The following is a 24,538-nucleotide window of genomic DNA, read 5'->3' as shown; positions in this document are numbered from 1 at the left end:
CGGAACCTTCACCGGAACCTTCACCGGAACCTTCACCGGAACCTTCACCGGAACCTTCACCGGAACCTTCACCGGAACCTTCACCGGAACCTTCACCGGAACCTTCACCGGAACCTTCACCGGAACCTTCACCGGACCCTTCACCGGACCCTTCACCGGACCCTTCACCGGACCCTTCACCGGACCCTTCACCGGACCCTTCACCGGAACCTTCACCGGAACCTTCACCGGAACCTTCACCGGAACCTTCGTAGGAAAATGCAGAGGCGGAATTCGTGGCTTCCAAGGCATCTGCTTCGACTACGGGAGACTTCGATTCTTCCGAATCAGAGTCATTCGATACATCGGTCTGCCAGACGGAAAAGAGATCGCTATCAGCTGCGAGAAGATGACGCTGTTCAAGACTTTCAGCCGTCGATTTTCGGTGCGTCCGCTTGCTTTGGCCCGCCCTCGAATTCGAGTAAAAGTTCGTGAACCACTGTCCCCAGAAAGAGCGATCTTTAGCCATGCCATCCTCGGTCGATTCAGAATTGTCTATCGCGTAGTGCGTGTCACCGCAGAGAAACTGCGCGTTTAAGATTCCACCATCGCAGGGGGCCCTCACGAGTTTCGTTTGCACATTGGTTGATTGAGGGTCCCGGCGTGTGCGATGGTTATAACCAGAATCGAAGCAATCCAACAAACCCCTATCGATTATGTTTGCGTTAAGATGGCCATAAACATTCAAGATGCGATAAGCACCTTTCAAGACTGTGCTTATGACATAATCTCAAAATGCAGTTTCTTCCAAATGCGCACGAGACTCTCGCATCCGCGTTTCACGCTACCTCAAAAGCGCAGTTGAGCACAAAGCACAATTGTTGCCGCCGCAACTTAAGAGACAACATGCCCCAGATTGTTCAAGAACCAGAGCCCGTCGCGAGAATCGCGATTGATTGCCACGGCCGTAGCAAGGACGTGTCAAGCGTCTGGCTTTTCGTATTTCGATCGTTCCGGAAATTGAACGTCGAGGTATTGTCGTATGCCTGGCCCCATTGCTTTGTCGTCGAAATTGAGGAACTGCCGTCCGTGACAAGCAACGACAACATCGTCAAACGATGGCGATTCCCCCCAAAAACCTGCGCGGCAGCCTTCATCTTTTATGCAGATCGGTGTGAGACCATTTTTGGCAACGGCATGATTCAGTATCGCAGTAGGTCCCAACAGTCCATACCAACGATCGTCGGTAACAAAGTCGCGGAATTGAGCGTACGCCTCCAACGGCCAGTGCTTTCGATAATAGGTCGGAACGTGCGTCTCGTAATTCAATCGCGGAAGCTTAAACCGCCGCAGCACATCATAGGTTCGCCATAAGGAATCCAACCACAATCCGCGACCTCGACGTTGCAGCGAATCCATATCTTGCAAGTAACGTAGCGTGCGGGCTTGCTCGATCGTCCAATCTTTGATGACGAAGAAATCGTCACAAAACCAGAGGTACTCCGAGTCCAATTCAGGTATCAACGACGAACTGAACAGCATCTGAAAGAAATTGGTCATCGGGTTAGGAAACCCTAGAGCTCGCGAAAAAGTATCGTGGGGAACGTGTTCGACAATGGTCGTATCCTCTGAGAGAAACAAGGGACGATCACCAAAAACCCATACTTTCCGCACCCAGGGGCAATGCCGGGCAATGCTGCGAAGAGAATAGCGAATTTCGACATCTTCAAATTGACTGTGCTTTAAAAAGTAAACAACGTCCACGAAGCAGGTACTTAGCAAAAGGTTAGTTAATTGACTTTGTGTCTTTCGATTTTAAGGCGTACTTGTTTTGTGAGGAGTGGGGGCGGGGAGAGCCGGAAGAAGAAAGAGAATAGTTGTTACAGGGACCTTTCTTTGTTATTTTTGCACGAAATCGCTTCCTGGAGTTCGTTTTCGTGCAATGTGTTCGTGGATTATGAATGAACCAAATTTCCTTGTCAGTGGCTTGCGGATGCCGACTGATCCAGTCGAGCGGGAACAGGCTGTTGGCCAACAGTCGTTTGAGGTCCTAAGATTCGAGTCGTTGGCCTGCCGGTGTGCAGAATCCACAGAATAGCATCGACGATCTGTCGATGGTCGGCCCACGGCATTTCTGTCTGTCTCGAAAAGGAATCCCGGATTGCATTTCAATGGTGATCCGTGCGATCAGGATGCGACATTTGCCTCTCGTCCTCGAGTAACCTTGGTCAGTAACTCGGGAAGGATGCCAGATGTGCCTTGGCAAGAAAATATCAGTTTCGGGACAGTGCCTAATAGTCAGAAGAATCGCGAAATTGCAATTTTCCAGGCATATCTAAAACGGTTGGACTGAGAAGCCACAGAATAAGAGCAAACAAAGACTTACCAGCGACATTGCTAGGTTACGGAATCTCCGTCTTTATGCGATTCACGGCCAGTGCAGCAATCTCAGAGCTCTGCTCCACACCGACCGCCTGAATGCCAAGACCACGAGCCGCCAACAGTGTCGTCCCGCTTCCGGCGAATGGGTCGAGAATCTTGGGGGCGTCATGGTGCATCGTGCAGCGGCATACCTCGCTGATCAGTTCGACAGGCTTCTGCGCGGCATGAACTCGTTTGGCACCGCTTACCAGCGAAACGCGAAAAGAGCCTGGCAGGCTGACGCCGATGCCGGGAGCTTTCCCTTTCGATCCCCAGACGATGAATTCGCACTGTTGACGGAATCCGCCAAGCTTTGGCCTGGCGTTTACCTTGTCCCAACTCGCCACGCCTTGCCAGATAAAACCGGCTCCCTGCAAAGCGTCGCTTACCGTGGGCAATTGCCGCCAATCGCTGAACAGGCACACAATCCCTCGGTCGACCAACAGTTCGTGGCAATACGATAGCCACATCATCGACCATGCCAGATAGGATCGCTGGTCGCGATTGTCTCCGAGAAAGTCAGGGTGCTTCTTCTTGGCATCGCTCGATTGGTATTTGCTGCTGGTCGACGCCGAGCGAGTCGCCATATGCAAACCGCCACTTGAGTAAGGAGGATCGGTAATGATCGCGTGAAACTTCTCGCCACGCCGACAGAGCTTGGGCAAGACCTCCAACGCATCTCCCTAAATCAATCGCTGCTTGCCATTCTTGTAGATCGTTCGCACGTTTCCATCCTTTGTTGCGAAGAGCTTTCCTCGGTTAGACGATTCGAGAAGATCCGATTTCAGGCAAGGCCGCAAGAGCGATCCGACAAGAAGCGAATCATTGTTCCATATCTGGAACAGCCTCGACAATTTGCCGCATAAAAACTCTGGAAACGGGCATCAAGCCCCAATTCCTCTTTTGGGAAATGGAGGGGTTGAGAATATTGTTCAGACCGCTGGATGCACTGGGTAGGGCCGAGCTATCCTCTGCCTTTCGGCAGTTGTAGCCGACTTAATTACTATCCCTTGGGAGAAAGCAGCATGATTCAGAAAAAGACGAAACCGGCGGTCGGTTACGTCCGGATGAGCACGGACCAGCAGCAGGATAGCCCTGCTCGCCAGCGAAAAGATATTGAAAATCTGGCGGACCGCCTGGGATATCGCATCGTCCGCTGGTACCAGGACCACGGCTTGACCGGCGTGGAATCGAGCAAACGAAAAGACTTTCAAAAGCTGATGGCGGACGCCAAGAATGGCTCCTTCGATGCGGTGCTGCTGTCCGAGCAGAGCCGAATGTCACGCGAGGACGTGTTCGATGCGATGGTGCACTGGAAGCAACTTCGTGACTCCGGTGTGAGGATCATTACCTGCCAACGCGGAGAACTCGATTTCTCGAATCTGGGAGGGGTAATCACCGCAATCGTCGATCAATACGGAGCACGCGAGGAGTCGATGCGGCTGGCGGATCGCGTGATCAGCGGGAAACGCCTGGCGATCAGCCGAGGACAGAAACAAGGCGGGCCACCATTCGGCTACGATCGCCGGATTCTGGACGAAGCTGGCAAGGAAGTCCGCCGGGTGGGCACGATCGAAAAGTTTCGCCTTCCGGCGCAGTGGTCCTCGCAGTTGGTCCCGACGACCGACGAAAAGGCAGTGGAAGCTATTCAGCAAATGTTCCACGAAGCGGCCAATGGTACCGGGTGTGGTGCGATCGCTCGCCAATTGAACCGGGATGGCTTCCGGACCATGTACGGGAAGCGTTTCAATAGCACCAGCGTACGACGCATCATTACGAACCCCGTTTACGCTGGGGATATCGTATCTGGCAAACGGCGTCGGGGACGGTTCCGCAGCTTCTTCGACGACGGCGCAGCAATTTGCGAAGGAGCACACGAGGGGTTGGTCTCCCGAGAGGTCTTCAATCAAACCCAGCGAATGCTTGCCCAAAATTCCAAGCCAGCCATTTCTTCCACACCGGGAAAATACCTTCTAACTAGTCTGGTCTTCTTGCCGGATGGGCGACGACTGCAGGGAGCCACGATGAGCCATACCGGCGGCACATGCGTTCGGCGCTACTATGCATTACCGGGACACGCCTTTGAAGAATCTCCCGAAGAAAGTGACCGCCCATCTTTTCGGGCCGAGATCATTGAAGCAGGCGTTCTGGCCAAGCTTAAGGCCTTTCTCGCTGATCGACGAACGCGTTCTGCGATCAAGTTGGAACTATCGCGACGCTCGAAACGTGTGGCAAAGTCTTTCAGCCAAATTGAGTCCAAGCTGGATGCGATCAGGGCCAAGATCGAACGTGGTACCGAGAACCTCGCGCTGGCCGACCCGGCCAATATTCCCGGCATTACCAAACTCCTTTCTCAGTGGCGAGAAGAAGAGCAATCTTTGAAGGAGAAGCTTGCACGGGTCGGCGGAGTTCACAACCCATCTCCGGAGACGCTGCAAGTGCTTGAGAACCTGGACCAGCTCCTCAACAACATCGAAGCAGCGGACCGCGAAAAGCTGAGCAGCGCCCTGCGGAGCACCATCAAGCGAATCACCCTCCGGCGGGAAAGACGCGTTGAATCTTACTATCGAGTTACGATGTGGGATGGGGTGATCGAGCTATGCGACGGCCTGGGGATCGATACAGTCATCCCGCTCACCGACGACGACATCCCTACCTCTGGCCAGTGGCGTGAGGTTGCCCATTTCATCCGCCAACGTGGCGATGTGGTGTTCTTCAAGGAAGTCTGCCAGCATCTCGGTACCAAAGGCTCCTGCGTTTCTCGTTATCTCGCCCAGGCAGTTCTCAGCGGCAAAGTCCACAATCTAGGGCATCAAAAAGGCTGGATCGCCGTCTAACTATCGGCGAAATCCCTTGTTCTCTCTTTCGCTGCCTCTTGATCGCCGTTCAACAAGGCCTCCGGCGATTCGAGCGGTTACAACTTCGCCTCCGGCCGACTGGACCACCAGACCTATTTCGAGTCGATCGCGATCGAACGTGCCAACCTCGAAATGGGAATGCTCGACACGATCTTTCATTGGTGGCTGGAAGAAGCCGTCTTTGTCCCGGGTGAGATTCCCAGCGGCTTGGGGCCACTGGATCAGCTGCAGTACACCTGGCGATGGCCGCGGCATACGCACATCGATCCGCAGAAGCAGGCCTCGGCCGACGAAACGCTCTTCCACAACGGCCTGAAATCTGACGAGCAATACCTGCTCGAGAACGGCGTGGATCCGGAAGAGCACTACGAGAGCATCGCGCGGCAGCAGGAACGCCGACGAGCCTTGGGTCTGCCGTTGCCTGGTCAACGGCAGCTAACGGCCGAGATGCCCAACCAACAGGACGAAGAGAAGGAGCCCGCGACCGATGAAGCTTGAAAACTTGAACCCGCTAACCTGGCTGCGAGCTGGGGCGACGGTACCTGCCAAGCCAAAGAACATCCCCGACGTGCTGACGATCGAAGCCGAAGGAGACGTTTCGATTCTGGAAGCGGCTGCTGGCGACGAGGGCAAGGAAGAGAAGGTTCCGACGTTCTCCATGGTGGCGTATACAGGCGGCAAGATGCGGCCCCTGGGGTTTGGCGTCGACGTCGTGGCCGACCTGAAAGGGGTGAGGATTGCCGCTGGCAAACGACCAGCTCTCTATCAGCACAACGCTGATTCACCCGTCGGCCATTTTGAAGCAGGCGACATCGTCAACGATGGGAAGCGGATCAAGGCCTCCGGCGTTCTGTCGGTCGACGGCGCAGAACGCCAGAAGCTGATCCAATCGAGCCGCGATGGTTTCCCCTGGAAAGCTTCGATCGGAGCCCGCTACAGCTGGGATGACATGGAGTTCATTGCCGCGGATCAATCGGCAGACGTGAACGGCAAGAAACAACGCGGCCCGTTTTATCTGGTGAAGGCCGCCACCATTTACGAGATCTCGTTTGTCACGATCGCCGGCGATGATTCTGCCTCCGCGGCCGTGAAAGCAACTTCTTCCATGGAGGGAAGCATGAAGTTCGAAGCGTGGCTGCAGGCCAAGGGATGGGACATTAATCTTCTGACCGCTGGCCAACTGGGCGTATTACGTGCCAGTTGGGAAGCAGAGCTGAAGGCAAGCGGCCAGGGTGATCCGGCCGACGAAACGCCAAGCGCCCAGGATGATCCGAACAAGCCGCCGAAAAACGGCAATTCGCGATTGAATGCTGGCGGGGATCTGTCGCCTGGCGATGGCGAAGATCCGATTCAGCAGCTGCGACTCAATGCGGCGGGCGAGATCAAGCGGCAAAGCACGATCGCCAGCCTGTTCGCAGGTAGCCGCCTGGATGATGCAAAGCGTGGCGAACTGCACGCGCAGGCGATCGAACAGAACTGGTCGACCGACAAGGTCGAGCTGGAGATCTTGCGAGCGGGACGCAGCGAGATTGGGGCCGGTGGCCAATTCCATATCCAATCCCAGAAGGATCGCACCAGCAACAACGTGTTGACCGCGGCCACTTCGCTGGCAATGGGCGTGCCTGAAGAGATCGTGGCCCGCGGGATGAGCCAGGACGATATGAACCTGGCCAACGAGCAGCGGTACCGCAATGTGTCGCTCCACTCGCTGATGGCCCGGACATTCCTGGAAGCCAACGGCTATTCCTATCACGGAAGCCAGAAGTCGGACGAGTTCCTGGAACTGGTTTGCATGGCGGACCGTAAGCTTCGCGGCGGCAAGCGATACAACAGCCTGCAGGCCTCGGGCAACACCACCATCAGCCTGACCGGCATCCTCGGGGAATCGGGCAACCGGGTGATGATTGCTGCCTTCGAAGAGCAGGAAACGGTCAACGGCGAACTGTGCCGACCCGCAAGCCATTCCGACTTCAAGGCGGTCAAACGACTGCGTCTGGATATCAACGGCGGCTATCAAAAGGTCGGTCCCGATGGCCAGTTGAAGCATTCCAAGATGTCGGAAAGCCAATTCAGCAACAAGCTTGACACCCACGGCACCTTGCTGACGCTGACCCGCCAGGACCAAATCAACGACGACCTGGACGCCTTTGTCCAGATCAATCGGCAGCTGGGCGTGATGGCCGCGCTGATCATGGAAGAAGAGTTCTGGAAGATGGTCCTGGCCAATGCCAACGCCTTCTTCAGTGAACTTAACAAGAACCTGATCCATGGCACCGACTACGCCTTGAGTCTGCCAGGCCTGACTAAAGCGGCCTCGGTATTTAATCGCCGAGTTAAGAGCGATGGTTCGCCGATCCTGATCAGCCCCAAGCTGATGGCAGTCGGAACGATGTTGGAAACGACCGCGATGGATCTGTACGTCGAAACTGACGCCCAGGTTACCACCACGGCCAACAAACCGCAGTTTGCCAAGAACCGCCACCGTGGGAAGTACAAGCCAGTCGTGTCGGGTTACCTCGATAACACCGACATCAAGGACCGAGCAGGCAACTCGATTCCGAATCAATCTGAATCGCAATACATCCTGTTTGCGGATCCGAAGGTTCGTGCCGCATTCTCGTGTGCCACGCTCAACGGCCAGCAGATGCCGACCATCCAGTCGGAAGAGTCTGACTTCACCACGCTGGGCATTCAGTACCGGGCTTTCCACGACTTCGGATTCGGCGAAGAAGAACCGGAAGCCGCCTGCATGTTCACCGGCGTCGCCGACCCCGGCTAATTTTGGTGCAACGCTAACGCGTCGGTTTCGATTGAGACCGACGCGGCAATATCGAGTTTCTTCATTTAATCGATTCACACTATCAAGTCACGCGAAATAACGCTTCGCGTGGCAACGCGAGGCAAAAATGTTTCAGGCAGAATTGGTACAGGGTTCGCCTTTGATGGTCGACCATATCGCCGCGGCCGATATCGCGGCGGGGGACGTTGTCGTGGTGGGCGATCACGTTCGGATTGCCCACCGTGCGATTGACAGCGGCGAACTGGGAGCCCTGGCCGCATTCGGGGGTGTCTACAAGGTTCCCAAGGCGACGGGAGTCAGTTCGGGCATCGTCGCCGGGAAGAAGGTTTTCTGGGACGACGCCAACAATCGGATTACGGCTACCCCATCGACCCTCAAGGCGATCGGTTTCACCGTAGCGACCAGCGAGGATGGGGACGCCTACCAAGAGGTCATCCACTTCCCAGAGACTTCCGACCCGGCCTAATCAACGAAGCGAGGGGCAACGTCGCCGCGTCGGTTTCGGGGGATGGCCGGCGCGGCACGTTGATTCCTAAAGGAACCTTTGCCATGGGACTTTTCGATAACGCGATCGCCTGGGCACGCGACCAAATACACGCGGCCGCGCCGACGCACATCGTCTATCGAACCCAAGTCGCCAGCCTGCCGCTGGTGGCAACCAAAGGGGGTTCCCAGTTTGAAGCCGAGACGGCCGACAACTACGCAACCGAAGAGAAGATGATCGACTTCCTGGTGGATCCGGCGAAGCTGATCGACGCGGGGACCGCGTTCAAACCAGAAGCGGGCCACGAGATCGACGAGTTGGACGGCGAAGGGGGGACGGTTGTCGCCAAGTACCGCATCGCCGCGACGCCTGGCGTTCCACCATGGGAACCGTCTGGGCAATCGCGGGCCATGATCCGGATCCACACGAGGCAAATAAGCCATGAGTGACAAAGGCCCCGCGGTGGACCTGGCCGACGGACTGGCGTGTCGCCTAACGGATCTCGGTTTCGCAACCAAGCGATCGCACCTGCCGATCATTCGGACCGACGACGTGGAAGCGGTGAAGATCTTCGCCATCCCAGGCGGGGCTCAAATCAAACTGCAAGACCGCAACCGAACGGCCCACGAAGTGATCGCGACCGTGATGGTGGTAAAGAACCTTCGCAACCCGGAAGACCAAAGCGAGCTGGACGGCATCGCCGTAACCATCGAAGCGATCAAGCGGCTGTGGGAGAACCCCAAGCACGCCGACACCCTAGGCCCCAACACCGGCATCCTACGGCACGCCTTGATGGCCGGCCTGAGCTGGAAGGGGATCGCCAACGACGAGCTGTTTCTCCAATCCCGACTTTACGAAGACAACCAGGCAGTAAGCCTGATCACGTTGACATACCACGGCACACGGTGACCACGGAGGGGAACCAATGAGCGAATTTGAACGCGATAGCGTCCTGGGCAAAGACTGCCACCTGTACCGCAATACCGGCACCCACGCTTCGCCTGTGTGGGTCCTGATCGAACGCGTGAAGGACGTCGACATCGACCCATTCAGCAAGGGCAAGGCGGAACAGAAAACGCGCCAATCGAAGTGGAACTACAAACGCGGGACCTTTGTCGAGCTGGGCGTTTCGTTCGGTTACGACTACGAGCCTGGCGATGGCGATCTCGACTTCCCGGTCCTGCTGGATTCGTTTCTGAACGGTACGGCGATCGAACTGTGGGCACCCGACGGACCGGCCGAAACGCCTGGTTCGCAAGGGCCGCGGATGGTGGTCGAAGTGTTCGAATGCCCGATGGGGCAGAAGCTGGAGGAGACGGCCAGCTTCGAGATCTCGGCCGAGATCACCCGCGTTACTGAAGGGGGCGTACTGGTCGAGCCTGACTGGCACCAAACGCCGGTACCGGAAGAGTAAACGACGCGTAGCCTGGTCGCACCAGGCGGGCCACCTGACCAACTCAATCAATCAACCCATTGCCTAGAAGGATCACGAACCGTGAACGATAGCGAAAAGAAAACCCTGGCCACGATCAGCAAGGCCGTCGAGGGCTTGAAGCCTGACCAGTATGTCACGCTGCGAGCGGGCGACGTTGCGACGATCTGCCGCCTGGCTGGCCAGCCGGCCGCGTCGACGACCCCGGTCAAAGTCGACGCCAAGTAAGCCACTAAAGAGGGCCTTGCCGCCGTCTGGATCCTATCGGATCGCGGCAGGACTTCCCCGTTGTCAATCGATCATCCACCGAAGCGAAGGAACGCCACGCCATGAACCCCGCGGAACAAACAACCCAGTTCACCGATAGCAAAAACCGAAAGTGGGACGCTACGGTCGACGTGCCAACCGTGAAGCAGATCCGCAACCTGTTGAAGGTCGACCTGCTAGAGCTTCTGAACGGTCGGCACGACGTGCTGCAGAAGCTGATCGACGATCCCATTTTGCTGGTCGATGCGTTGTACCTGGTTTGCCGCGAACAGTGCCAAAGCCGGAACATCACCGACGAAGAGTTCGGCCGCGGGCTGGTGGGTGACGGCATCGATAACGCGGTCGACGCGTTCCTGGTCGGCGTTGCTCATTTTTTCCCGAAGGGCCGTCGCCAGGTGGTGCTGGGGGTGATTCAGAAGCTGAATCAATCCCTGGATCGAGTGACGGCCAAGAGCCTGCAGGCCCTGGCGGATCCACGCGTCGACCAGGCGATCGATCGCGAAGCGGACCAGGCCATCGAAAAGTGGCTCAAAGACATCGACCGGCCGGGGAGTGGTGGAAGCTAGTTTACGAGCTGGCGGCCGTCTGCCCAATTGATCCGGACCAACGCGGGCGAACGCTTCGCGAGATCGTCTGGATGAGCAACCAACGAGGCAAGCATGAATGGCAACAAACGGCCCTGCTGGCTTCGATCCTGATCAACGCCAACCGCGACCCGAAGAAGTCGAAACGCCCCATCGAGCCTTCGCAGTTGAACCCCTACGAGGAAGAGAAACCACGGCGCCGAACGGGCGTCCGGATCTGCCGCGCCAATCGCGAGGTCCTGAAGAAGCTGTTTAGCAGGGGCAAGGGAAATGTCATCGGCCAAGACTAGCGTCAATGTCTCGATGCACATGAAGCGAATGTTCTTCGATCGCCCCGCGGTCATTCGCTCCATTGAACCCGGCAAGCTGAAAGTTCTAAGGACCCACGCGGGAGCAATCCGGAAGACGGCCAGGCGGTCGATGAAGCGCGTCAGCAAAGCGGCCAAGAAGAAGTCGCTAAGGCTACGCCAGGAATCGATCACACGCGGCGACAAAGTGTTTCGAGATCCAACGGTCAGCCGGCCAGGCAGGCCCCCCAAGATCCACACCGAGGGCAAGTTCAGCCCCAAGTTGATTTTGTTCGGATACGACAAGACCAACGACGTGGTGATCGTCGGGCCGGTTAGGACCAATTCGCTACATAACGCGGTTCAAACCTTGGAGCATGGCGGACGCGTTCCGGTCTACATGGGCAGTCGAAGGAAGCGACGCCTGGTGAAGTCGGTTTTCGTGAAGGCACGCCCCTTCATGCGGCCGGCAGAAGAGGAGCTGCGGCCAACATTCCAAGCGAAGTGGGCCAACATCCAACAAACCTAAAGCACCGAGAGACGCGAACCAGGGAGGGCACGCGGCATCATGGCAGGGACCGGGGGAGTACGAGCGGGGGCGGCGTTTATCGAGCTATTCGTTAAGGATGGCATCGACAAAGGTCTACGCCAGGCACGCGCGAAGCTGCAGGCCTTCTCGGGTTCGGTGCAGAACATCGGGCAACGGCTGATGAGTACGGCCGCGGTCGGTGCAGCACCGCTGGCCCTGGCTTCGGCAACCTATGCCGACTTCGCCGACAAAATGTCGATGGTGCGAGCTGTCAGCGGCGCGACTGATCAGCAATTTGCCCAACTGGAAAGCACGGCCCGAGCCTTGGGGGCGTCGACCAGCTTCTCTGCCAGCCAGGTTGCCGAAGGGATGAAGTTCCTCGGCCAGGCGGGCTACTCCACCGAGCAGATCATCGCCGGCATTCCGGCCGTTTTGAACCTGGCCAAGGCTGGGGCGATCGACCTGGGAACCGCTTCCGATATCGCGTCCGACGTTGGGTCGGCGTTTGGCATGACGGCCGACGAGCTGGGGCGCGTCGCGGACGTGATGGCGGTCACCGCTTCGAGTTCCAACACATCGATCGCCATGATGGGCGAAACGCTCAAGTATGCCGCGCCGCTGGCCAAGGCCGCGGGGCAATCGCTGGAAGACACGGCCACCGCGATCGGCGTTATGGGGAACAGCGGGATCAAGGCGTCGATGGCCGGTACCGACCTGGCTTTGATTATGAAGAACATCGGGGGAGCTGCCCGCGAAGGCCTGGCCGAGGTGGGCGTGCAAACAGTCGACGCGGAAGGCAACATTCGCAGCGTGGTCGACGTGATGAAAGAAGTCGGCGACGCGACCCGCGGAATGAGCGAAGCGGACCGGCTGAAGTTCTTCTCCGACAACTTCGATCGAGCGGCGAAAAGCGCGTTGATCATGGCCGACGCGGGAACCTCAATGGACGACCTGCGCGGCAAGATCAACAACGCAGACGGGGCCGCGGCCAAGATGGCGGCAATTATGGATGACAACCTCGGGGGATCGTTCCGGCGTTTTATGTCGGCCGTCGAGGCTGTGCAATTGTCGATCGGCAAAGCGTTGGAAGGTTCCCTGCGGGGCTTTCTCGACTGGGCCGCGGGCGCGGCGTCGACGCTATCCGAGTTCATTTCGGAAAACAGTTACCTGGTGCAAATGGTCGCCGCGGTCGTGGTGGGGATCGGTGCTGCGGCTGGGGTGCTGTTGAGCCTGGCTGTCGTGATCAACATCGTCGCGGGGGCTATCTCCGGAATGCTGGCCGTGATGGGGGCGATCGGTGCGGTGATCACCTTCCTGGCCAATCCCGTGACGCTCATTATCGGCCTGGTGCTGGCCCTGGCCGCGGCGGTGATCTACTTCTCGGGCCTCGGGAGCTGGATGGCCAAGCAAATCGGGACCGCGTTCACCTATCTGAAGGAAACGATCGGGCCAGTTCTGGCGGGACTGCAGGCCGCGCTCAAGTCGGGCGACTGGGAGCTGGCTGCCAAGATCTTGTGGGCTGGGATCAAGATCGTTTTCGCCGATGCGATGGCCACCTTGCTAAGGAACGTGCAAACGTGGGTCGGCCAGATTAGCAGCACGATCGCCCAGGTGGTCGACGGCTATGCGGTTAGCTTCAAGCTTGATTCCAAGTTCGCCCAGTTGGAGCTGAAGCGGCTGAAGAAGGAAGCCGAGGACCTGCTGAAGAAAAAAGAGAAGCAGGACCAACAAGAGGAAGAGAAGAACAGCCAAACCGACGCGCCTATCGTGCCCCCGATGCAGATGCCGGACCTGGAAGGGGTCGGCGATCAAGTGGCGAAGGCCTGGGAGCTGGCCGTTGGTACCAGCAATAGCTTCGCGGTCGAACGGATCGGCCTGCAGGCCCAACCGATGCAGAAGGTCGAGCAGCAACTGCAAGGGGTCAACGACAAGCTGAAAACAATCATCGACCAGGGGGAAGACGGCGACACGTTTTCGGATTGATCATGCAAATCTATGAAGTAACACAATCGCAAGCCGGCAAGGATGCCACCGGCAAGGGCTCCAATCGGAAGCTGCTCTACCACGTCATTGGGTCTGACGACGACGCGACGATCGCGGCGACCGTTGCTTCGGTTGCGCCGGCCGAGTTCGTCACGCCTTTCAAAACCTTGAAGCGGGACGATATCAGCAAGACGCAAATCGGCCCCGCGTTCTGGGCGATCGAAGTCAACTACATCGATCCCGACAAGCAGGAAGAGAAGAAGAAGCCCGAGGTGGGGACGCTGGTCGCCAGCTGGGACACGATGGGCGGGTCGCAACATATTACCGTTTCGCTGGAAACGGTCGACAAGGCGGGCAAGTCGGCTTCGGAATTGCCGCCTGACTTCAAGCGGGCGATCGAGGTCGCGGAAAGCGGCGTCAATGGAACCGACGTCGTGGTTGGCGGGCTGAAGCTCGATTACGAGTTCACCTTCCCCTTTGCTTCGGTTACCGACGCCTACATTCGCAAGCTAGACGAAATGACGGGCACCACGAACGCGACCGAGTGGAAAGGCTGGGCCGCGGGGCGGCTGCTATTCCTGGGATCGAGCGGCCGACAAACGTCGCAAGGCCAGGTCACGGCCCGTTTCAGTTTCCGGGCTGGCCAGAATCGCGAGGTCGATTGTGCCCAGTGGGGCCTGGTGGAATACAACACCGGCGAAGATGCCGTGCTCACAAAAAAGGCCCACGATCACCTGTGGTTCTACTTCAAGAAGTACCACGACGAAAACGCCAAGCAAATCGTGCATCGCCCTGTCGCTGCCTATGTCGAACGCCTCTACGAACCTTCCAACTTCGCCGAACTGGCGATCGGGACTTGATCAGGAGACCGACGCGGAAGCGTCGCATGAAAAGCCATGGAACGGCCCAACCTGTTGATACACACCGCGATCAGCGGCTTTACCCAATCGGTCGGCAAGTGGAACGGAATCTTGGACCTGACCGAGAAGCTGCGCGAGCAGTTCTGCGACGGCGTCCGGAGCCGAATCCACTACTACCCCTGGAATGCCAACTTCGCCGAGGTGGCCGAGTATTACTGGGCGCTGGGTGACAAGTACGGCGTCCGGCCGATTCTCGGGATCTACGCCTATAGCTGGGGAGCTGGCCGCGGGGCCATGACGCTGGCCCGCCAGTTGAACCGTCGCGGGCTGGTCGTGCGTGTGATGGTGCTGGCCGATCCGGTCTATCATCATCCCTTCGCCCCCTGGCGGGCGTTTCGCACCTGGTGCTTACCGATCGTGGGCGAGCCCGTGATCCGCGTTCCGGACAACGTCCGCGAAGTCTATTCGTTTCACCAGGTTCAAAACCGGCCAGGCGGTCACAAGCTGATCAGTGCCGGCCGAGCTGGTGGCGCGTTCATCCACCCGCGAGTTCTGCTGCGCTACGATCACCAATACATGGACAACGCCCCCGAGTTCCACAACCTGGTCCTGGAAGAGGCCCGCAAGCTTTGCAAGTTTGCCGGGGGCCGCAATCCGGAAACCCACGCCCAGTTAAAGGCGATGCGAGAAGGAGCCTAAGCGATGCGACAAAAACCAGTGCGAGCAGGCCAGCGAATCAGCGGGAACCTGTCGGCCAGTGCGGTGACTGCCATGGGCAAGTTGGTCGAAAAGGACCGCATGAGCCAACTTGATCGCAGCGGCCAGCCGATGACCACGACCGACGGGGCCGGGATCTTCATCGACGCCAAGACAACCCACGACATCAAGCGGGGCGAGTTTCATTATCTGAACTGGCCGGTCAATCAGCCGGAAGACGTGGAAGGCTGGAACCTGCAAACCTGCCAACAAGTCGCCAGCCTGGCTTACTTTCCGTTTGGAAGTGTGACGGCCCATAGCCCAGTGGTCGCCATGGCCACCGAATCAGGCAAGGCAAACGAAGTGGTTCGAATGCAGATCGCGGGCATGGCACGCACGAAGGTCCGCTACGAGCTGCCTTCGCCGCTGCCTTCCTGCTGGTCGGCCCAATATCGCAACCTGTGTCGAACTGGGCACGTTCCTTCGCTGTGGTCTTCGGGTGAGTTCAACGGGCCGATCGCCACGCCCAACGACAACGGCCAGGTCGAGATCGCCTGGCTGGGGAAGGTCGACGGCGACGGCCTGTACGATGCGATTGTCACCTGGCCAGCACGACCGAGGGCACCGCGAATCGTTCACGCGACCGGAGCCTGGCCGAACAAAACGCCTGCTTTGTGTCCGGTGTACACCTATCACTTCTCGGGGCTTCCTTACGCGGGCATCGGGGCCGATACCACGCGGACGCGGCCGAACTTTCTACGCGATGGCATCTATCGAATCACCGCTTCGCTGTGGATGGAATTCGGGTCGATCCTGGGGAGCAATTCCGGCGAGGTCGTGGTTCAGCTGAGCAAGTCGGGCACCGGTTGGCCATCGTCCAACACGCGGATCGGTGGCGTTTGGCATGGCGGCTACGACGACGGGGGACCTGGTGTTTACGCGTCCTTCGTATCGGGTTCAGTGCTGGGATCGTTCACCAACTTCGAGACGCTGGAAGTCGAGCTGCTGCGCTGCGATATCGAAAGCGGCCTGCCACGCGTGACACTGATCATCGAAGGCCCGTTTAACAACGACTATCCCGAAGCTAATACGTTTTCACCTTAAAACCTTCGCGAGTAGTCGCACACCACAAACGCCAGGGAGGGCGGTTTTCTATGTCTCGGATGATTTTCGACCACGGCCTGCAGTTGGCCCAATTCACCAGCGGCGTGGTTCGCGTGCTGCTGGAATCGCACACGTCGACCTATGTCCCTTCGCGATCGCACCAGTTTGTCTCCGACTTCCTGAGCAATGGGGGCGTCGAGTTGTCGGGACCAGCGAGCTACGCGCGGCAGACGTTGACCGGCAAGACGGCCGCGGCCGACACCGGGAAGCACCAGTTCGAGCTGGACGCGGCCGACGTCGCCTTCGGTACGTTGGAGATCAGTACGCAGCGGATCAAGGCGGCGATCTATTACCTGGAAATCGGGGGCGATGATTCGACGCCAGCCGATGACGTTTTATGGCTTCGCGACGATGGCAAGATCGACATCAAGTTGACCGCGGCCGCGGCGTTGGCGGCTACCACGCTGTATGTCGAGCCGATCGCGGCCGACCTGCGCGACGGGGCCACGATCACCTTCAGCGGTGGCGGAACCTGCACGCTGGATGGTGACCACGCGAAGGGAGCCGACGAACTGACCGTTTCGGCGTTGGCGACTTCGGCCGCGGCACGCTGGGAGGTGGCCAGTGACGTCGACACGGTGGCCATTCTGCCAGGCCTGGATTGCATCGCGATCCCGCAAAACGGTCCGGTGAATATCGCCTTCGATCCGGACGGCCTGGTTGTCTTCAAGCAGCGGTAACGCTTCGATCAGGGGAACGGCATGGCTATCGACTTGGTGGTGAAGGATCGCGTCGCGGAAACCACGGCATCGACCGGAACGGGTGACGTGGTGGTTTCCGGGGCGTTGCCTGGTGCGCGTGGTTTTGCTTCGCTGGCCAACGGTGCCAAGTTCACCTATTGCCTGGAAGAGGGCACCAACTGGGAAACGGGCGAAGCGACCTGGACTTCCGGCACCAATACGATCAGCCGCGACCTGGTGCAATCGTCGTCGACCGGATCCCGCCTCAACCTGAGCGGATCCGGGGCGACCATTTCGCTGTCGGCAACGTCGCGATACCTGCAGGCCCTGATTGATGAAATCGCCCTGAAGGTTAGTACGTCGGTATTCACGAACTACGTGATCACCAACACCAACAATCTGAACGACCTGGCCTTCGAGATCGCGGCGAAGACGGAGCTGGGGCACGTTGGCTTGCAGGTCAGTCGGTCCAGCGGTGCGCAACTGCAGATCGCAACCGGGGCAATCCATGCCAACACGCGAACGGACCTGCTGGTGGTCGCGTCGCCGATCACGCTGGACCTGACCGTTGCCGGCGACCTGGTGAACGCAGCCACCCGAACAACGAACAGTTGGTATTGGCTATTGCTGGGGAAGATCGGGCCGACGGTGGTCGCGGGGCTGTCGACCACGCTGGCCAAGCCATCGGCCTGGGATGCCTGGCAGATCGTGGGAGCGATGCGAACCAACGCAACCGGAAGCGGCGAATGGGATCCGTTCATGCAGTCGGGGAATTGGTTCTTCTACGATGGGGAAATGTATTCGTTTAACTCGGCATCGACGACGACGACCGAGCAGTCGGTTCGCTGCTGGTGCCCACCGATCAGCAGCCGCGTGAAGTTGTATTTTCGAGGTCTGGGGCCGAATGCCTACGTTTGGGCGCGTTATCGCAACGTCGCGGCGGGCACGGTGCAGAAGCTAATCCACACGAGGCCCACGCATAACACGCTTGACGAGTTCGATATGACGACCAACTCTAGCGGCGTGGTTTATCAGCAGTTTGACACGGCGGCAACCTGGGACGCGGTGGCAACGATCACGCGCGGCTTCCGTTGCCCGATCGGAGAAGCGGGGCATGTCTAACGGAATCGTCAAGCTGGAGAACAACAAGGCGATCGCCTGGGCACCGATTCACGACGGCAACCGCTGCGTGACTTTCTTCGATGACAACCCGATTATCGGGCCGCTGCCGGAAGGCTACGAATATTCCGATTCGTTGGAAGCATCGCTCACGGTGGCCCAGCTCAAGGAACGCGAGGTCTTGGCCTGGTACGCCGATCAGATCGCGGCGGGCTGGTTCGTCCAATTGCGGGACGACTTCGGGGTCGTGGTTTACGAGCCTGGCTATACGCTGCGAATTGACGACGCGGCGCGGAATGAGTTCGACCAGTTGGCCACCACCTGGACGCTGAACATCATCATGGGGGCCGATCCGGCACTTTTCACAACCAAGATCTACGGCATGGATCCGGCGACGGCCAGCGGCAACGATGGCGGGCACCTGGTCACGATCGACGTGTTCCTGGCGATCGTTCAAGCGGGCGGAATCTACTACCAGGCCTTGCTGGACCTGAAGGAAGATTACATTCAGGCGATCGAAGCCGGGAACGTCGCGTTCACGGTGGGGGATCCTTTGCCCGTTCCGGAGTAACCCGAAATGATCGGATCTACCACGATCGGTTCGACACCGATTGCGATGGTATCGCGTCGCGTGGTGATCGCGGCCGGCTGTTTCCGCTTGTCGATCGACCAAGTGGCAAGCGGGGCCGCGGTGGCTTCGCGACGAGATCTTCCCAGCTTCCAACATCGGACCGAAGCAAGCCCACAAGCGGTTGCGGCTTCGGCCGAGCTGCTTGGCGTGGTGCGTGAAGTACTCGCTGCGAATCTCGGTACCGACGCGACGGCCGCGGGCGACCTGGTGCCTGGTGCGATCGCAGCGGAACCGCTTCTCGAGGTGGGACGCCTGGCGGGATCTCGCGTGGTACCGACGACGGCGATCGGGGCCGAACTGCAACCAGCGGCCGGCGACCTGGTGCCATCGGCAACCATGCGGCAAGGCCTGCTCGAGCTGAAGGCCTGCGAGCTGACGACCGACGCAACGGCCGGCGCATCGATCGACCTGGTGGCGTTGCGACTGCAGTCGTTCGACCTGGTGGGCCTGGTGATCGGATCGCGAACCATTCCCGCGATCGCCAACCACGCGGATCTCGAGAAGAAGCCTGGCGACCTGGTGCCATCGGCCGAGCTGCTTGGCGGCGTGGTTGAAGTACTCGCTGGAAATCTCGGTACCGACGCGACGGCCGCGGGCAACCTGGTGCCTGGTGCGATCGCAGCGGAACCGCTTCTCGAGGTGGGACGCCTGGCGGGATCTCGCGTGGTGCCGGCCGCGGCGATCGGGGCCGAGCTGCAGCCCACGTCCGGCGACCTGGTGCCATCGGCAACCATGCGGCAAGGTCTGCTCGAGCTGCAGGCCTGCGAGCTGACGACCGATGCAACGGCCGGCGCATCGATCGACCTGGTGGCGTTGCGGCTGCAGGCGGTCGACCTGGTGGGGCTGGTGATCGGATCGCGAACCATTCCCACGATCGCCAGCCATGCAGATCTCGAGATGAAGCCGGAAAGCCTGGCGGCATCGGCCGAGCTGCTTGGCGACGTGGTTGAAGTACTCGCTAGAAATTCCGGGGCCAACGCAACGGCCGCGGCTGACCTGGTGCCTGGTGCGATCGCAGCGGCGACGACGGCCAGCACGAACCAGGCGGAAGGGGCGAATGCGATCGCGGCCGGCGTTTCGCGACTGCAGGCCCAGCCGGAAAACTCAACATCGAAACCGGAAGGGGTGCTTCATGGTTTCAGGTTCACCCTGTCGGGCACACCTGGCGAGGCATTACCAGCGGCCGCGGGTAACCTGGTGCCTGGTGCGATCGCGGCGGAATCGCTTCTCGAGGTGGGACGCCTGGCGGGATCTCGCGTGGTGCCGGCCGCGGCGATCGGGGCCGAGCTGCAGCCCACGTCCGGCGACCTGGTGCCATCGGCAACCATGCGGCAAGGTCTGCTCGAGCTGCAGGCCTTCGAGCTGACGACCGACGCAACGATTGGGGCATCGATCGACCTGGTGGCGTTGCGGCTGCAGGCGATCGACTTGGTGGGCCTGGTGGCTGGATCGCTAACCATTCCCACGGCGTCGATCGAAGCGACCCCGCGACTGGTTCCATTCAAGGGGGCCGGTCCGGTGCTGATCAGCCCCCCTGAACTTATCTTTCGGCTAGGCGACGCCTGGCCTTACTATTCGCTCGCTGACTGCCGGCTGGCGTATCGTTTGGACGATGACCGGCTGGCGTTTGAACTGGTCGACAATCGGCTGGGCTATGACCTGGGGCCTGGCTGGATGCAATGCGACCTACGCGATAACTCGTTCCGTTTTCAAATCGAGGAATAACACCGATGACCATCGCTAAACAGCGCGACTATGAAAAGAACCCAAGCGAGGTTCCCAGCTTCGCGGTGAACTGCGGGCCGGTGATGCGGACCGACGAAACGGTCACTTCGATCATCACGGCCGAGATCTCGCAAACCTACGAAGACGGGACCGCGATCGCCGCGGGTGACCTGGTCGCCATTCAGGGACCAACGCCCAACGACGAGAAGATCTGCGAGCCTGGCTTCGAGCCGATACCGATCGGCGGGGGAATCGTGGGCTTCGTTTCGGGCGGTGCTTCATCGCCCAAGCGGTACAAGATCACGATCCCATTCAACACCAGCGAAGGCCAGCGGCGAGATGCGGAGATCTTGCTGCGGGTTCGCTAATCACTTTCTTGGATGAACACCAGGGGGAAACATGAAACGCATCTACGATGCTGAGGGGCAAACACTTTACCAGGGCGACTGCCTGGCTGTGTTGGCGGAACTGAAGAAGCAGGGGCAAGAGTTCGACGGGCTGATCACCGATCCACCTTATTCGAGCGGCGGATTGCACGCGTCGAGCCGGAAGGCCCCGACGAGCAGTAAGTACCAGCAAAGCGGAACGAAAAAGATCTTGCCCGACTTCCTGGGCGACAACATGGACCAGCGGTCTTACCGTGCCTGGGCGATGCTCTGGCTGGGCGAGGCCATGGAGCTGCTGAAGCCTGGCGGGGTCGTCTGCATGTTCACGGACTGGCGGCAACTGCCAACCATGACCGACATCCTGCAGGGGGCCGGCGTTATGTGGCATGGGGTGGCCCCATGGGACAAGGTGAACGCGCGGCCGCGAATCGGTGGAATCAATCAGCGGTGCGAGTTCATCGTCTGGGGCAGCAAGGGGAAGCTGGAACGCAAGGGGCCGTCACTCCCCGGGGCGTTTCGCCAGAACATCGTGCCCACTGGTCGACGCGTGCATTGTGCTGAGAAGCCAGTCGAGCTGATGACCGAGCTGCTAAAGCTGATCGCCTGGCGAGAAGATGCCGCGGTGCTGGATCCATTCGCGGGCGGGGCGACCACGCTGGTCGCGGCGCGTGAGATGGGGATGCGTGGCGTGGGCATCGAGAAAAGCCCAGAGATCGCCCAGATTGCACGCGACCGGCTGCAGGGCAAACGAGTCGCGGAAGCGGCGTAGGAGGAAGGACTACGGCACTTAGCAGGCAGATTTGCCTGCTAAGTGAATGTAGTCTTTATCTATGGGTACTAAACCAGGACGGTTCGACCTCGAGCGTGCATGAAATTCGAGGGCTTAGCTCTTTGCGAGGATGGCAAGGATTGGCCCTGCGGCATTGATGCCCCTCAATACTTCTATTTGATTGACTTCGCGTCGCAAGGCCGTTCTAATCCGGGAGTGACGGCCTATACATTTCGCCGCTCGCTTGCAACCCATCTGACCGAGGCGGTCTATGACTTCCTCACGGTAGAAGAACCAATTGGTCACAGTGACGTTAGGACAACTGTTTTTTTGACGCTCCTATAAGCATGCACGACATGTCATACTCGACCGTCGGCGAATTCCGTCTCGCGGGACATCGGATCTAAAATCCAAAGGCGATCGAAGCGGTAAACGGGCGCTGCCCATGACGCGGGTTTTTAAATCTTAGGTTTTTGGTGGCGGCCCAATCAACGCCGTCGTTAGACGGCATCAGCTAGAGGACTAAATGGCGAAGAATGACGCACTATTGCTCGACGGTATACTCGACGATCGCGTTGCGGGACGCGTACCCAGCGATAGACGGGATGAGGCGTTCGAATATTTCGCGTTTGAACAACTGCTTCGCGATGCCGACCTTTCGGACGATGAAATTAAAGCCGGCTCGGTGGACGGCAGAAACGACGGCGGAATCGATGGTTTCTTCATCCTTGTAAATGGCCATCCCTTGATCGACGTCGATTCATTCGTCTGGCCTCGAAGTGGCTGCGAACTCGAAGTGTGGATCATCACATGCAAACATCATGACACGTTTCTGCAACAACCGCTCGACAATTTGGCTGCTAGTGTTAACGAACTGCTCGACCTTGGCTTGAGCAACGAAGAACTCAAGGGCGCCTATTCAGAGCAGCTTCTTATCAAGCGTACGCATCTAAGGCTCGCATACCGCAAGGTATCTCCCCGACTGCAACAGTTTCGCATTTCCTTTGTCTACGCATCCAGAGGGGACACGACGCAAGTTGGAGATTCAATCTCGGCAAGAGCAGACCAAATCAGGTCAACAGCAAATGAACTGTTTGGCAATTGCGAAGCATCTTTCGTTTTCGCTGGTGCAAGAGAATTGCTCGATACTTACCGGAAAGTGCGAACGTTTTCCATCGAGCTTCCTTTTCTTGAGGCTTTAACCCGAGGTGAACGTTACATCATCCTATGCACCCTGTCGGACTACTACGAGTTCGTTATTGATGAAGAAAAGAAACTGCGACGGTACCTCTTCGACTCCAACGTGCGTGCCTTCATGGGCCTCAATCGCGTTAACGAGGACATTCGCGATACGCTCAACATTCCAGACTCGCCCGACTTTTGGTGGCTAAATAACGGCGTCACAATTCTTGCAAATTCTGCGAGTGTCACAGGCAAGTCAATTCAGCTTGAAGGAGTGCAAATTGTTAATGGTCTGCAAACGACTGAATCAATCTATCGCCATTTTCGCAACGGTGGTGATGACCCCTCTGGCCGCGCTGTGCTCGTAAAAGTGGTTGTTTCCACTGACCCCGCCGTACGCGACTCGATCATCCGCGCCACGAATAACCAGACGTCTGTTGAGCTTTCATCTCTTCACGCTACAGACAAAATTCAGCGGGACATTGAGGACGTCTTACTCCAACATGGCATCTTCTACGAACGCCGCACTAATTATTACAAAAACCAAGGGCGCGCCGCCTCAGAACTGGTCACGCCGATGTACCTTGCTGCGGGGTTTGTCTCCCTGATTCTAAAATCCCCCACCACTGCAACCACACTCCGGACCAAATTCATGCGGTCTGATGACTCATATGAACGGATATTCTCGGCAAACAAACCGCTGTTGGTGTGGCCAAGTGTCGTCAAAATAATGAGACGTACGGACGAGGTCCTCGAAGGACTTCGTCCACATGGAAGGCCCTCAAACTCGAGATTCTTGAAAAATTGGCGTCATATAACTGCGTTTGTCGCAACTTCGCGCGTGCTTGGAACATTTGCCTTCAATGAGACGCAGCTTTCGAAGATCGACCATGACGCCTTCACGAATGAGTTGTTTGATACGTCATGGTCCGTAATTTCGTCTCATGCAGGAGATAAACTAACTGGACGATACGCCAACAAGAGAGCACACGTCATCGCAATTTGCCAGGACGTCGCCGAAAAGTACTCCATCGACGCTATACAGGCTGTAGAACGCAAGACGGTATTCGCTGAAGCACCAAGAAAGAGACGGCCGCTAACCGCAGAGTTTATTGCAAAAGTAGACGCTGCCTTACCTGAGCAACCGTGGCCACCAGGTATACACAGAATCGTGGCGAATATACTAGGGTGCAGTCCGTCCGAGGCGTACGACGCAACTCAGCAGCTTATAGATGAGGGGAAGCGACACTCTCAAAAAGACGGCGTCGTATACTCACAAGACGGGACGGTAATTGCTGTTGATGAAAGCCGAATCGCGACCGAATAATCGTCGTCAAACAATCGCGTTCACTGGAGTATGCGATTCAGGCGGTTTTAAAATTGAGAATCTTATGCGCCCCCGGTGACGCGTGCTGTAGGGCTTGCCTGATACTTGGCTGATCGTTGTGAGGCCCGCCTTTCAAAGTGCCCAAGGAGGGCGTGTCCTGGGGCATCAAGACTTGGCAATCGCCCAGATTGCACGCGTCCGGCTGAAGGCCGAACGCGTCGCGGTGGCGGCGTAGTGAAGTGGACCCCAATTTTCGGACCACGGGAGCCGGTTTCTTAAGTGGATTGCTGGGCTCCAAGTCGCTGGCTGGTGTGGACGGTCCACGGGGTTCGATTGCCTAGCGACTGGTGAGGGCGTTCGTGGCTATAGAATTTG

Annotated in this window: 26 protein-coding genes; 23 read left to right on the top strand and 3 right to left on the bottom strand. The window is 58.3% G+C overall.

Annotation, left to right across the window (positions count from 1 at the left end):
* The 3 genes from AB1L30_RS01325 to AB1L30_RS01315 all read right to left on the bottom strand — a co-directional run.
* The coding region (locus AB1L30_RS01325) for a hypothetical protein (protein ID WP_367011525.1) at window positions 1–291 on the bottom strand (291 nt) is incomplete at its 3' end.
* 669 nt (window positions 292–960) lie between these two features.
* Window positions 961–1,743, bottom strand: a complete 783-nt coding sequence (locus AB1L30_RS01320) for a hypothetical protein (protein ID WP_367011524.1) — start codon at window positions 1,741–1,743, stop codon at window positions 961–963.
* 638 nt (window positions 1,744–2,381) lie between these two features.
* A complete protein-coding gene (locus AB1L30_RS01315) occupies window positions 2,382–3,065 on the bottom strand; it encodes a site-specific DNA-methyltransferase (protein ID WP_367011523.1) in 684 nt (227 codons plus the stop codon).
* A gap of 360 nt (window positions 3,066–3,425) precedes the next feature.
* Between AB1L30_RS01315 and AB1L30_RS01310 the strand changes: the two genes are divergently transcribed.
* The 23 genes from AB1L30_RS01310 (at window position 3,426) to AB1L30_RS01200 (ending at window position 24,163) form a co-directional block, all read left to right on the top strand.
* Window positions 3,426–5,237, top strand: a complete 1,812-nt coding sequence (locus tag AB1L30_RS01310; RefSeq protein WP_367011522.1) for a recombinase family protein — start codon at window positions 3,426–3,428, stop codon at window positions 5,235–5,237.
* Window positions 5,238–5,396: 159 nt separating this feature from the next.
* Window positions 5,397–5,756: a hypothetical protein gene (locus AB1L30_RS01305; protein WP_367011521.1), complete on the top strand. Its 360-nt coding sequence runs from the start codon at window positions 5,397–5,399 to the stop codon at window positions 5,754–5,756.
* Window positions 5,746–8,037: a hypothetical protein gene (locus tag AB1L30_RS01300; protein ID WP_367011520.1), complete on the top strand. Its 2,292-nt coding sequence runs from the start codon at window positions 5,746–5,748 to the stop codon at window positions 8,035–8,037. Before AB1L30_RS01305 ends, AB1L30_RS01300 begins: the two co-directional genes overlap by 11 nt.
* 163 nt (window positions 8,038–8,200) lie before the next feature.
* Window positions 8,201–8,524 (top strand): DUF2190 family protein, encoded by a 324-nt coding sequence (locus AB1L30_RS01295; protein WP_367011519.1) that lies wholly within the window; start codon window positions 8,201–8,203, stop codon window positions 8,522–8,524.
* Between the two features lie 83 nt (window positions 8,525–8,607).
* Entirely contained in the window at window positions 8,608–8,991 is a 384-nt protein-coding gene (locus AB1L30_RS01290; RefSeq protein WP_367011518.1) for a hypothetical protein, read from the top strand.
* Window positions 8,984–9,451 carry a hypothetical protein gene (locus tag AB1L30_RS01285; protein WP_367011517.1) on the top strand — a complete coding sequence of 156 codons (468 nt, stop codon included), beginning with the start codon at window positions 8,984–8,986 and terminating at the stop codon, window positions 9,449–9,451. The genes AB1L30_RS01290 and AB1L30_RS01285 overlap by 8 nt, the downstream gene beginning before the upstream one ends.
* Before the next feature lie 16 nt (window positions 9,452–9,467).
* The gene (locus AB1L30_RS01280) at window positions 9,468–9,956 is read left to right on the top strand and encodes a hypothetical protein (RefSeq protein ID WP_367011516.1); all 489 of its coding nucleotides are present in this window, start codon (window positions 9,468–9,470) and stop codon (window positions 9,954–9,956) included.
* A gap of 81 nt (window positions 9,957–10,037) precedes the next feature.
* On the top strand, window positions 10,038–10,202 hold the full coding sequence (locus AB1L30_RS01275; protein ID WP_367011515.1) for a hypothetical protein: 165 nt from the start codon (window positions 10,038–10,040) through the stop codon (window positions 10,200–10,202).
* Window positions 10,203–10,303: 101 nt separating this feature from the next.
* Entirely contained in the window at window positions 10,304–10,807 is a 504-nt protein-coding gene (locus tag AB1L30_RS01270) for a hypothetical protein (RefSeq protein WP_367011514.1), read from the top strand.
* Between the two features lie 71 nt (window positions 10,808–10,878).
* Window positions 10,879–11,115, top strand: a complete 237-nt coding sequence (locus AB1L30_RS01265; protein ID WP_367011513.1) for a hypothetical protein — start codon at window positions 10,879–10,881, stop codon at window positions 11,113–11,115.
* The gene (locus AB1L30_RS01260; protein ID WP_367011512.1) at window positions 11,096–11,641 is read left to right on the top strand and encodes a hypothetical protein; all 546 of its coding nucleotides are present in this window, start codon (window positions 11,096–11,098) and stop codon (window positions 11,639–11,641) included. Before AB1L30_RS01265 ends, AB1L30_RS01260 begins: the two co-directional genes overlap by 20 nt.
* 39 nt (window positions 11,642–11,680) lie before the next feature.
* Window positions 11,681–13,624 (top strand): phage tail tape measure protein, encoded by a 1,944-nt coding sequence (locus tag AB1L30_RS01255; RefSeq protein ID WP_367011511.1) that lies wholly within the window; start codon window positions 11,681–11,683, stop codon window positions 13,622–13,624.
* 2 nt (window positions 13,625–13,626) lie between these two features.
* On the top strand, window positions 13,627–14,484 hold the full coding sequence (locus AB1L30_RS01250) for a hypothetical protein (RefSeq protein WP_367011510.1): 858 nt from the start codon (window positions 13,627–13,629) through the stop codon (window positions 14,482–14,484).
* Between the two features lie 36 nt (window positions 14,485–14,520).
* Window positions 14,521–15,183, top strand: a complete 663-nt coding sequence (locus AB1L30_RS01245; RefSeq protein WP_367011509.1) for a hypothetical protein — start codon at window positions 14,521–14,523, stop codon at window positions 15,181–15,183.
* Window positions 15,184–15,186: 3 nt separating this feature from the next.
* Window positions 15,187–16,284: a hypothetical protein gene (locus AB1L30_RS01240; protein WP_367011508.1), complete on the top strand. Its 1,098-nt coding sequence runs from the start codon at window positions 15,187–15,189 to the stop codon at window positions 16,282–16,284.
* Window positions 16,285–16,334: 50 nt separating this feature from the next.
* On the top strand, window positions 16,335–17,024 hold the full coding sequence (locus AB1L30_RS01235) for a hypothetical protein (protein ID WP_367011507.1): 690 nt from the start codon (window positions 16,335–16,337) through the stop codon (window positions 17,022–17,024).
* A 21-nt stretch (window positions 17,025–17,045) separates the two neighbouring features.
* Window positions 17,046–18,146, top strand: a complete 1,101-nt coding sequence (locus tag AB1L30_RS01230; protein ID WP_367011506.1) for a hypothetical protein — start codon at window positions 17,046–17,048, stop codon at window positions 18,144–18,146.
* Window positions 18,139–18,714 (top strand): hypothetical protein, encoded by a 576-nt coding sequence (locus AB1L30_RS01225; RefSeq protein WP_367011505.1) that lies wholly within the window; start codon window positions 18,139–18,141, stop codon window positions 18,712–18,714. The genes AB1L30_RS01230 and AB1L30_RS01225 overlap by 8 nt, the downstream gene beginning before the upstream one ends.
* 6 nt (window positions 18,715–18,720) lie before the next feature.
* Window positions 18,721–20,499: a hypothetical protein gene (locus AB1L30_RS01220; protein WP_367011504.1), complete on the top strand. Its 1,779-nt coding sequence runs from the start codon at window positions 18,721–18,723 to the stop codon at window positions 20,497–20,499.
* A gap of 5 nt (window positions 20,500–20,504) precedes the next feature.
* Window positions 20,505–20,867 (top strand): hypothetical protein, encoded by a 363-nt coding sequence (locus AB1L30_RS01215; RefSeq protein WP_367011503.1) that lies wholly within the window; start codon window positions 20,505–20,507, stop codon window positions 20,865–20,867.
* 31 nt (window positions 20,868–20,898) lie between these two features.
* The gene (locus tag AB1L30_RS01210) at window positions 20,899–21,654 is read left to right on the top strand and encodes a DNA methyltransferase (protein WP_367011502.1); all 756 of its coding nucleotides are present in this window, start codon (window positions 20,899–20,901) and stop codon (window positions 21,652–21,654) included.
* Between the two features lie 99 nt (window positions 21,655–21,753).
* Entirely contained in the window at window positions 21,754–21,999 is a 246-nt protein-coding gene (locus tag AB1L30_RS01205) for a hypothetical protein (protein ID WP_367011501.1), read from the top strand.
* A gap of 181 nt (window positions 22,000–22,180) precedes the next feature.
* On the top strand, window positions 22,181–24,163 hold the full coding sequence (locus tag AB1L30_RS01200; RefSeq protein WP_367011500.1) for an AIPR family protein: 1,983 nt from the start codon (window positions 22,181–22,183) through the stop codon (window positions 24,161–24,163).
* The last annotated feature ends 375 nt before the right edge of the window (window positions 24,164–24,538 follow it).

It is taken from the genome of Bremerella sp. JC817 (genome assembly GCF_040718835.1).
Classification (GTDB): domain Bacteria; phylum Planctomycetota; class Planctomycetia; order Pirellulales; family Pirellulaceae; genus Bremerella.
Note: the sequence above shows the minus strand (reverse complement) of the source record. Positions and strands in the feature narration are given on the sequence as shown.

Bases quoted from the DNA above. Each gene is read 5' to 3' on its own strand.
- AB1L30_RS01310 (WP_367011522.1), top strand. From the start codon at position 3,426: ATGATTCAGAAAAAGACGAAACCGGCGGTCGGTTACGTCCGGATGAGC.
- AB1L30_RS01305 (WP_367011521.1), top strand. From the start codon at position 5,397: ATGCTCGACACGATCTTTCATTGGTGGCTGGAAGAAGCCGTCTTTGTC.
- AB1L30_RS01300 (WP_367011520.1), top strand. From the start codon at position 5,746: ATGAAGCTTGAAAACTTGAACCCGCTAACCTGGCTGCGAGCTGGGGCG.
- AB1L30_RS01295 (WP_367011519.1), top strand. From the start codon at position 8,201: ATGGTCGACCATATCGCCGCGGCCGATATCGCGGCGGGGGACGTTGTC.
- AB1L30_RS01290 (WP_367011518.1), top strand. From the start codon at position 8,608: ATGGGACTTTTCGATAACGCGATCGCCTGGGCACGCGACCAAATACAC.
- AB1L30_RS01285 (WP_367011517.1), top strand. From the start codon at position 8,984: ATGAGTGACAAAGGCCCCGCGGTGGACCTGGCCGACGGACTGGCGTGT.
- AB1L30_RS01280 (WP_367011516.1), top strand. From the start codon at position 9,468: ATGAGCGAATTTGAACGCGATAGCGTCCTGGGCAAAGACTGCCACCTG.
- AB1L30_RS01270 (WP_367011514.1), top strand. From the start codon at position 10,304: ATGAACCCCGCGGAACAAACAACCCAGTTCACCGATAGCAAAAACCGA.
- AB1L30_RS01265 (WP_367011513.1), top strand. From the start codon at position 10,879: ATGAGCAACCAACGAGGCAAGCATGAATGGCAACAAACGGCCCTGCTG.
- AB1L30_RS01260 (WP_367011512.1), top strand. From the start codon at position 11,096: ATGTCATCGGCCAAGACTAGCGTCAATGTCTCGATGCACATGAAGCGA.
- AB1L30_RS01255 (WP_367011511.1), top strand. From the start codon at position 11,681: ATGGCAGGGACCGGGGGAGTACGAGCGGGGGCGGCGTTTATCGAGCTA.
- AB1L30_RS01250 (WP_367011510.1), top strand. From the start codon at position 13,627: ATGCAAATCTATGAAGTAACACAATCGCAAGCCGGCAAGGATGCCACC.
- AB1L30_RS01245 (WP_367011509.1), top strand. From the start codon at position 14,521: ATGGAACGGCCCAACCTGTTGATACACACCGCGATCAGCGGCTTTACC.
- AB1L30_RS01240 (WP_367011508.1), top strand. From the start codon at position 15,187: ATGCGACAAAAACCAGTGCGAGCAGGCCAGCGAATCAGCGGGAACCTG.
- AB1L30_RS01235 (WP_367011507.1), top strand. From the start codon at position 16,335: ATGTCTCGGATGATTTTCGACCACGGCCTGCAGTTGGCCCAATTCACC.
- AB1L30_RS01230 (WP_367011506.1), top strand. From the start codon at position 17,046: ATGGCTATCGACTTGGTGGTGAAGGATCGCGTCGCGGAAACCACGGCA.
- AB1L30_RS01225 (WP_367011505.1), top strand. From the start codon at position 18,139: ATGTCTAACGGAATCGTCAAGCTGGAGAACAACAAGGCGATCGCCTGG.
- AB1L30_RS01220 (WP_367011504.1), top strand. From the start codon at position 18,721: ATGATCGGATCTACCACGATCGGTTCGACACCGATTGCGATGGTATCG.
- AB1L30_RS01215 (WP_367011503.1), top strand. From the start codon at position 20,505: ATGACCATCGCTAAACAGCGCGACTATGAAAAGAACCCAAGCGAGGTT.
- AB1L30_RS01210 (WP_367011502.1), top strand. From the start codon at position 20,899: ATGAAACGCATCTACGATGCTGAGGGGCAAACACTTTACCAGGGCGAC.
- AB1L30_RS01205 (WP_367011501.1), top strand. From the start codon at position 21,754: ATGAAATTCGAGGGCTTAGCTCTTTGCGAGGATGGCAAGGATTGGCCC.
- AB1L30_RS01200 (WP_367011500.1), top strand. From the start codon at position 22,181: ATGGCGAAGAATGACGCACTATTGCTCGACGGTATACTCGACGATCGC.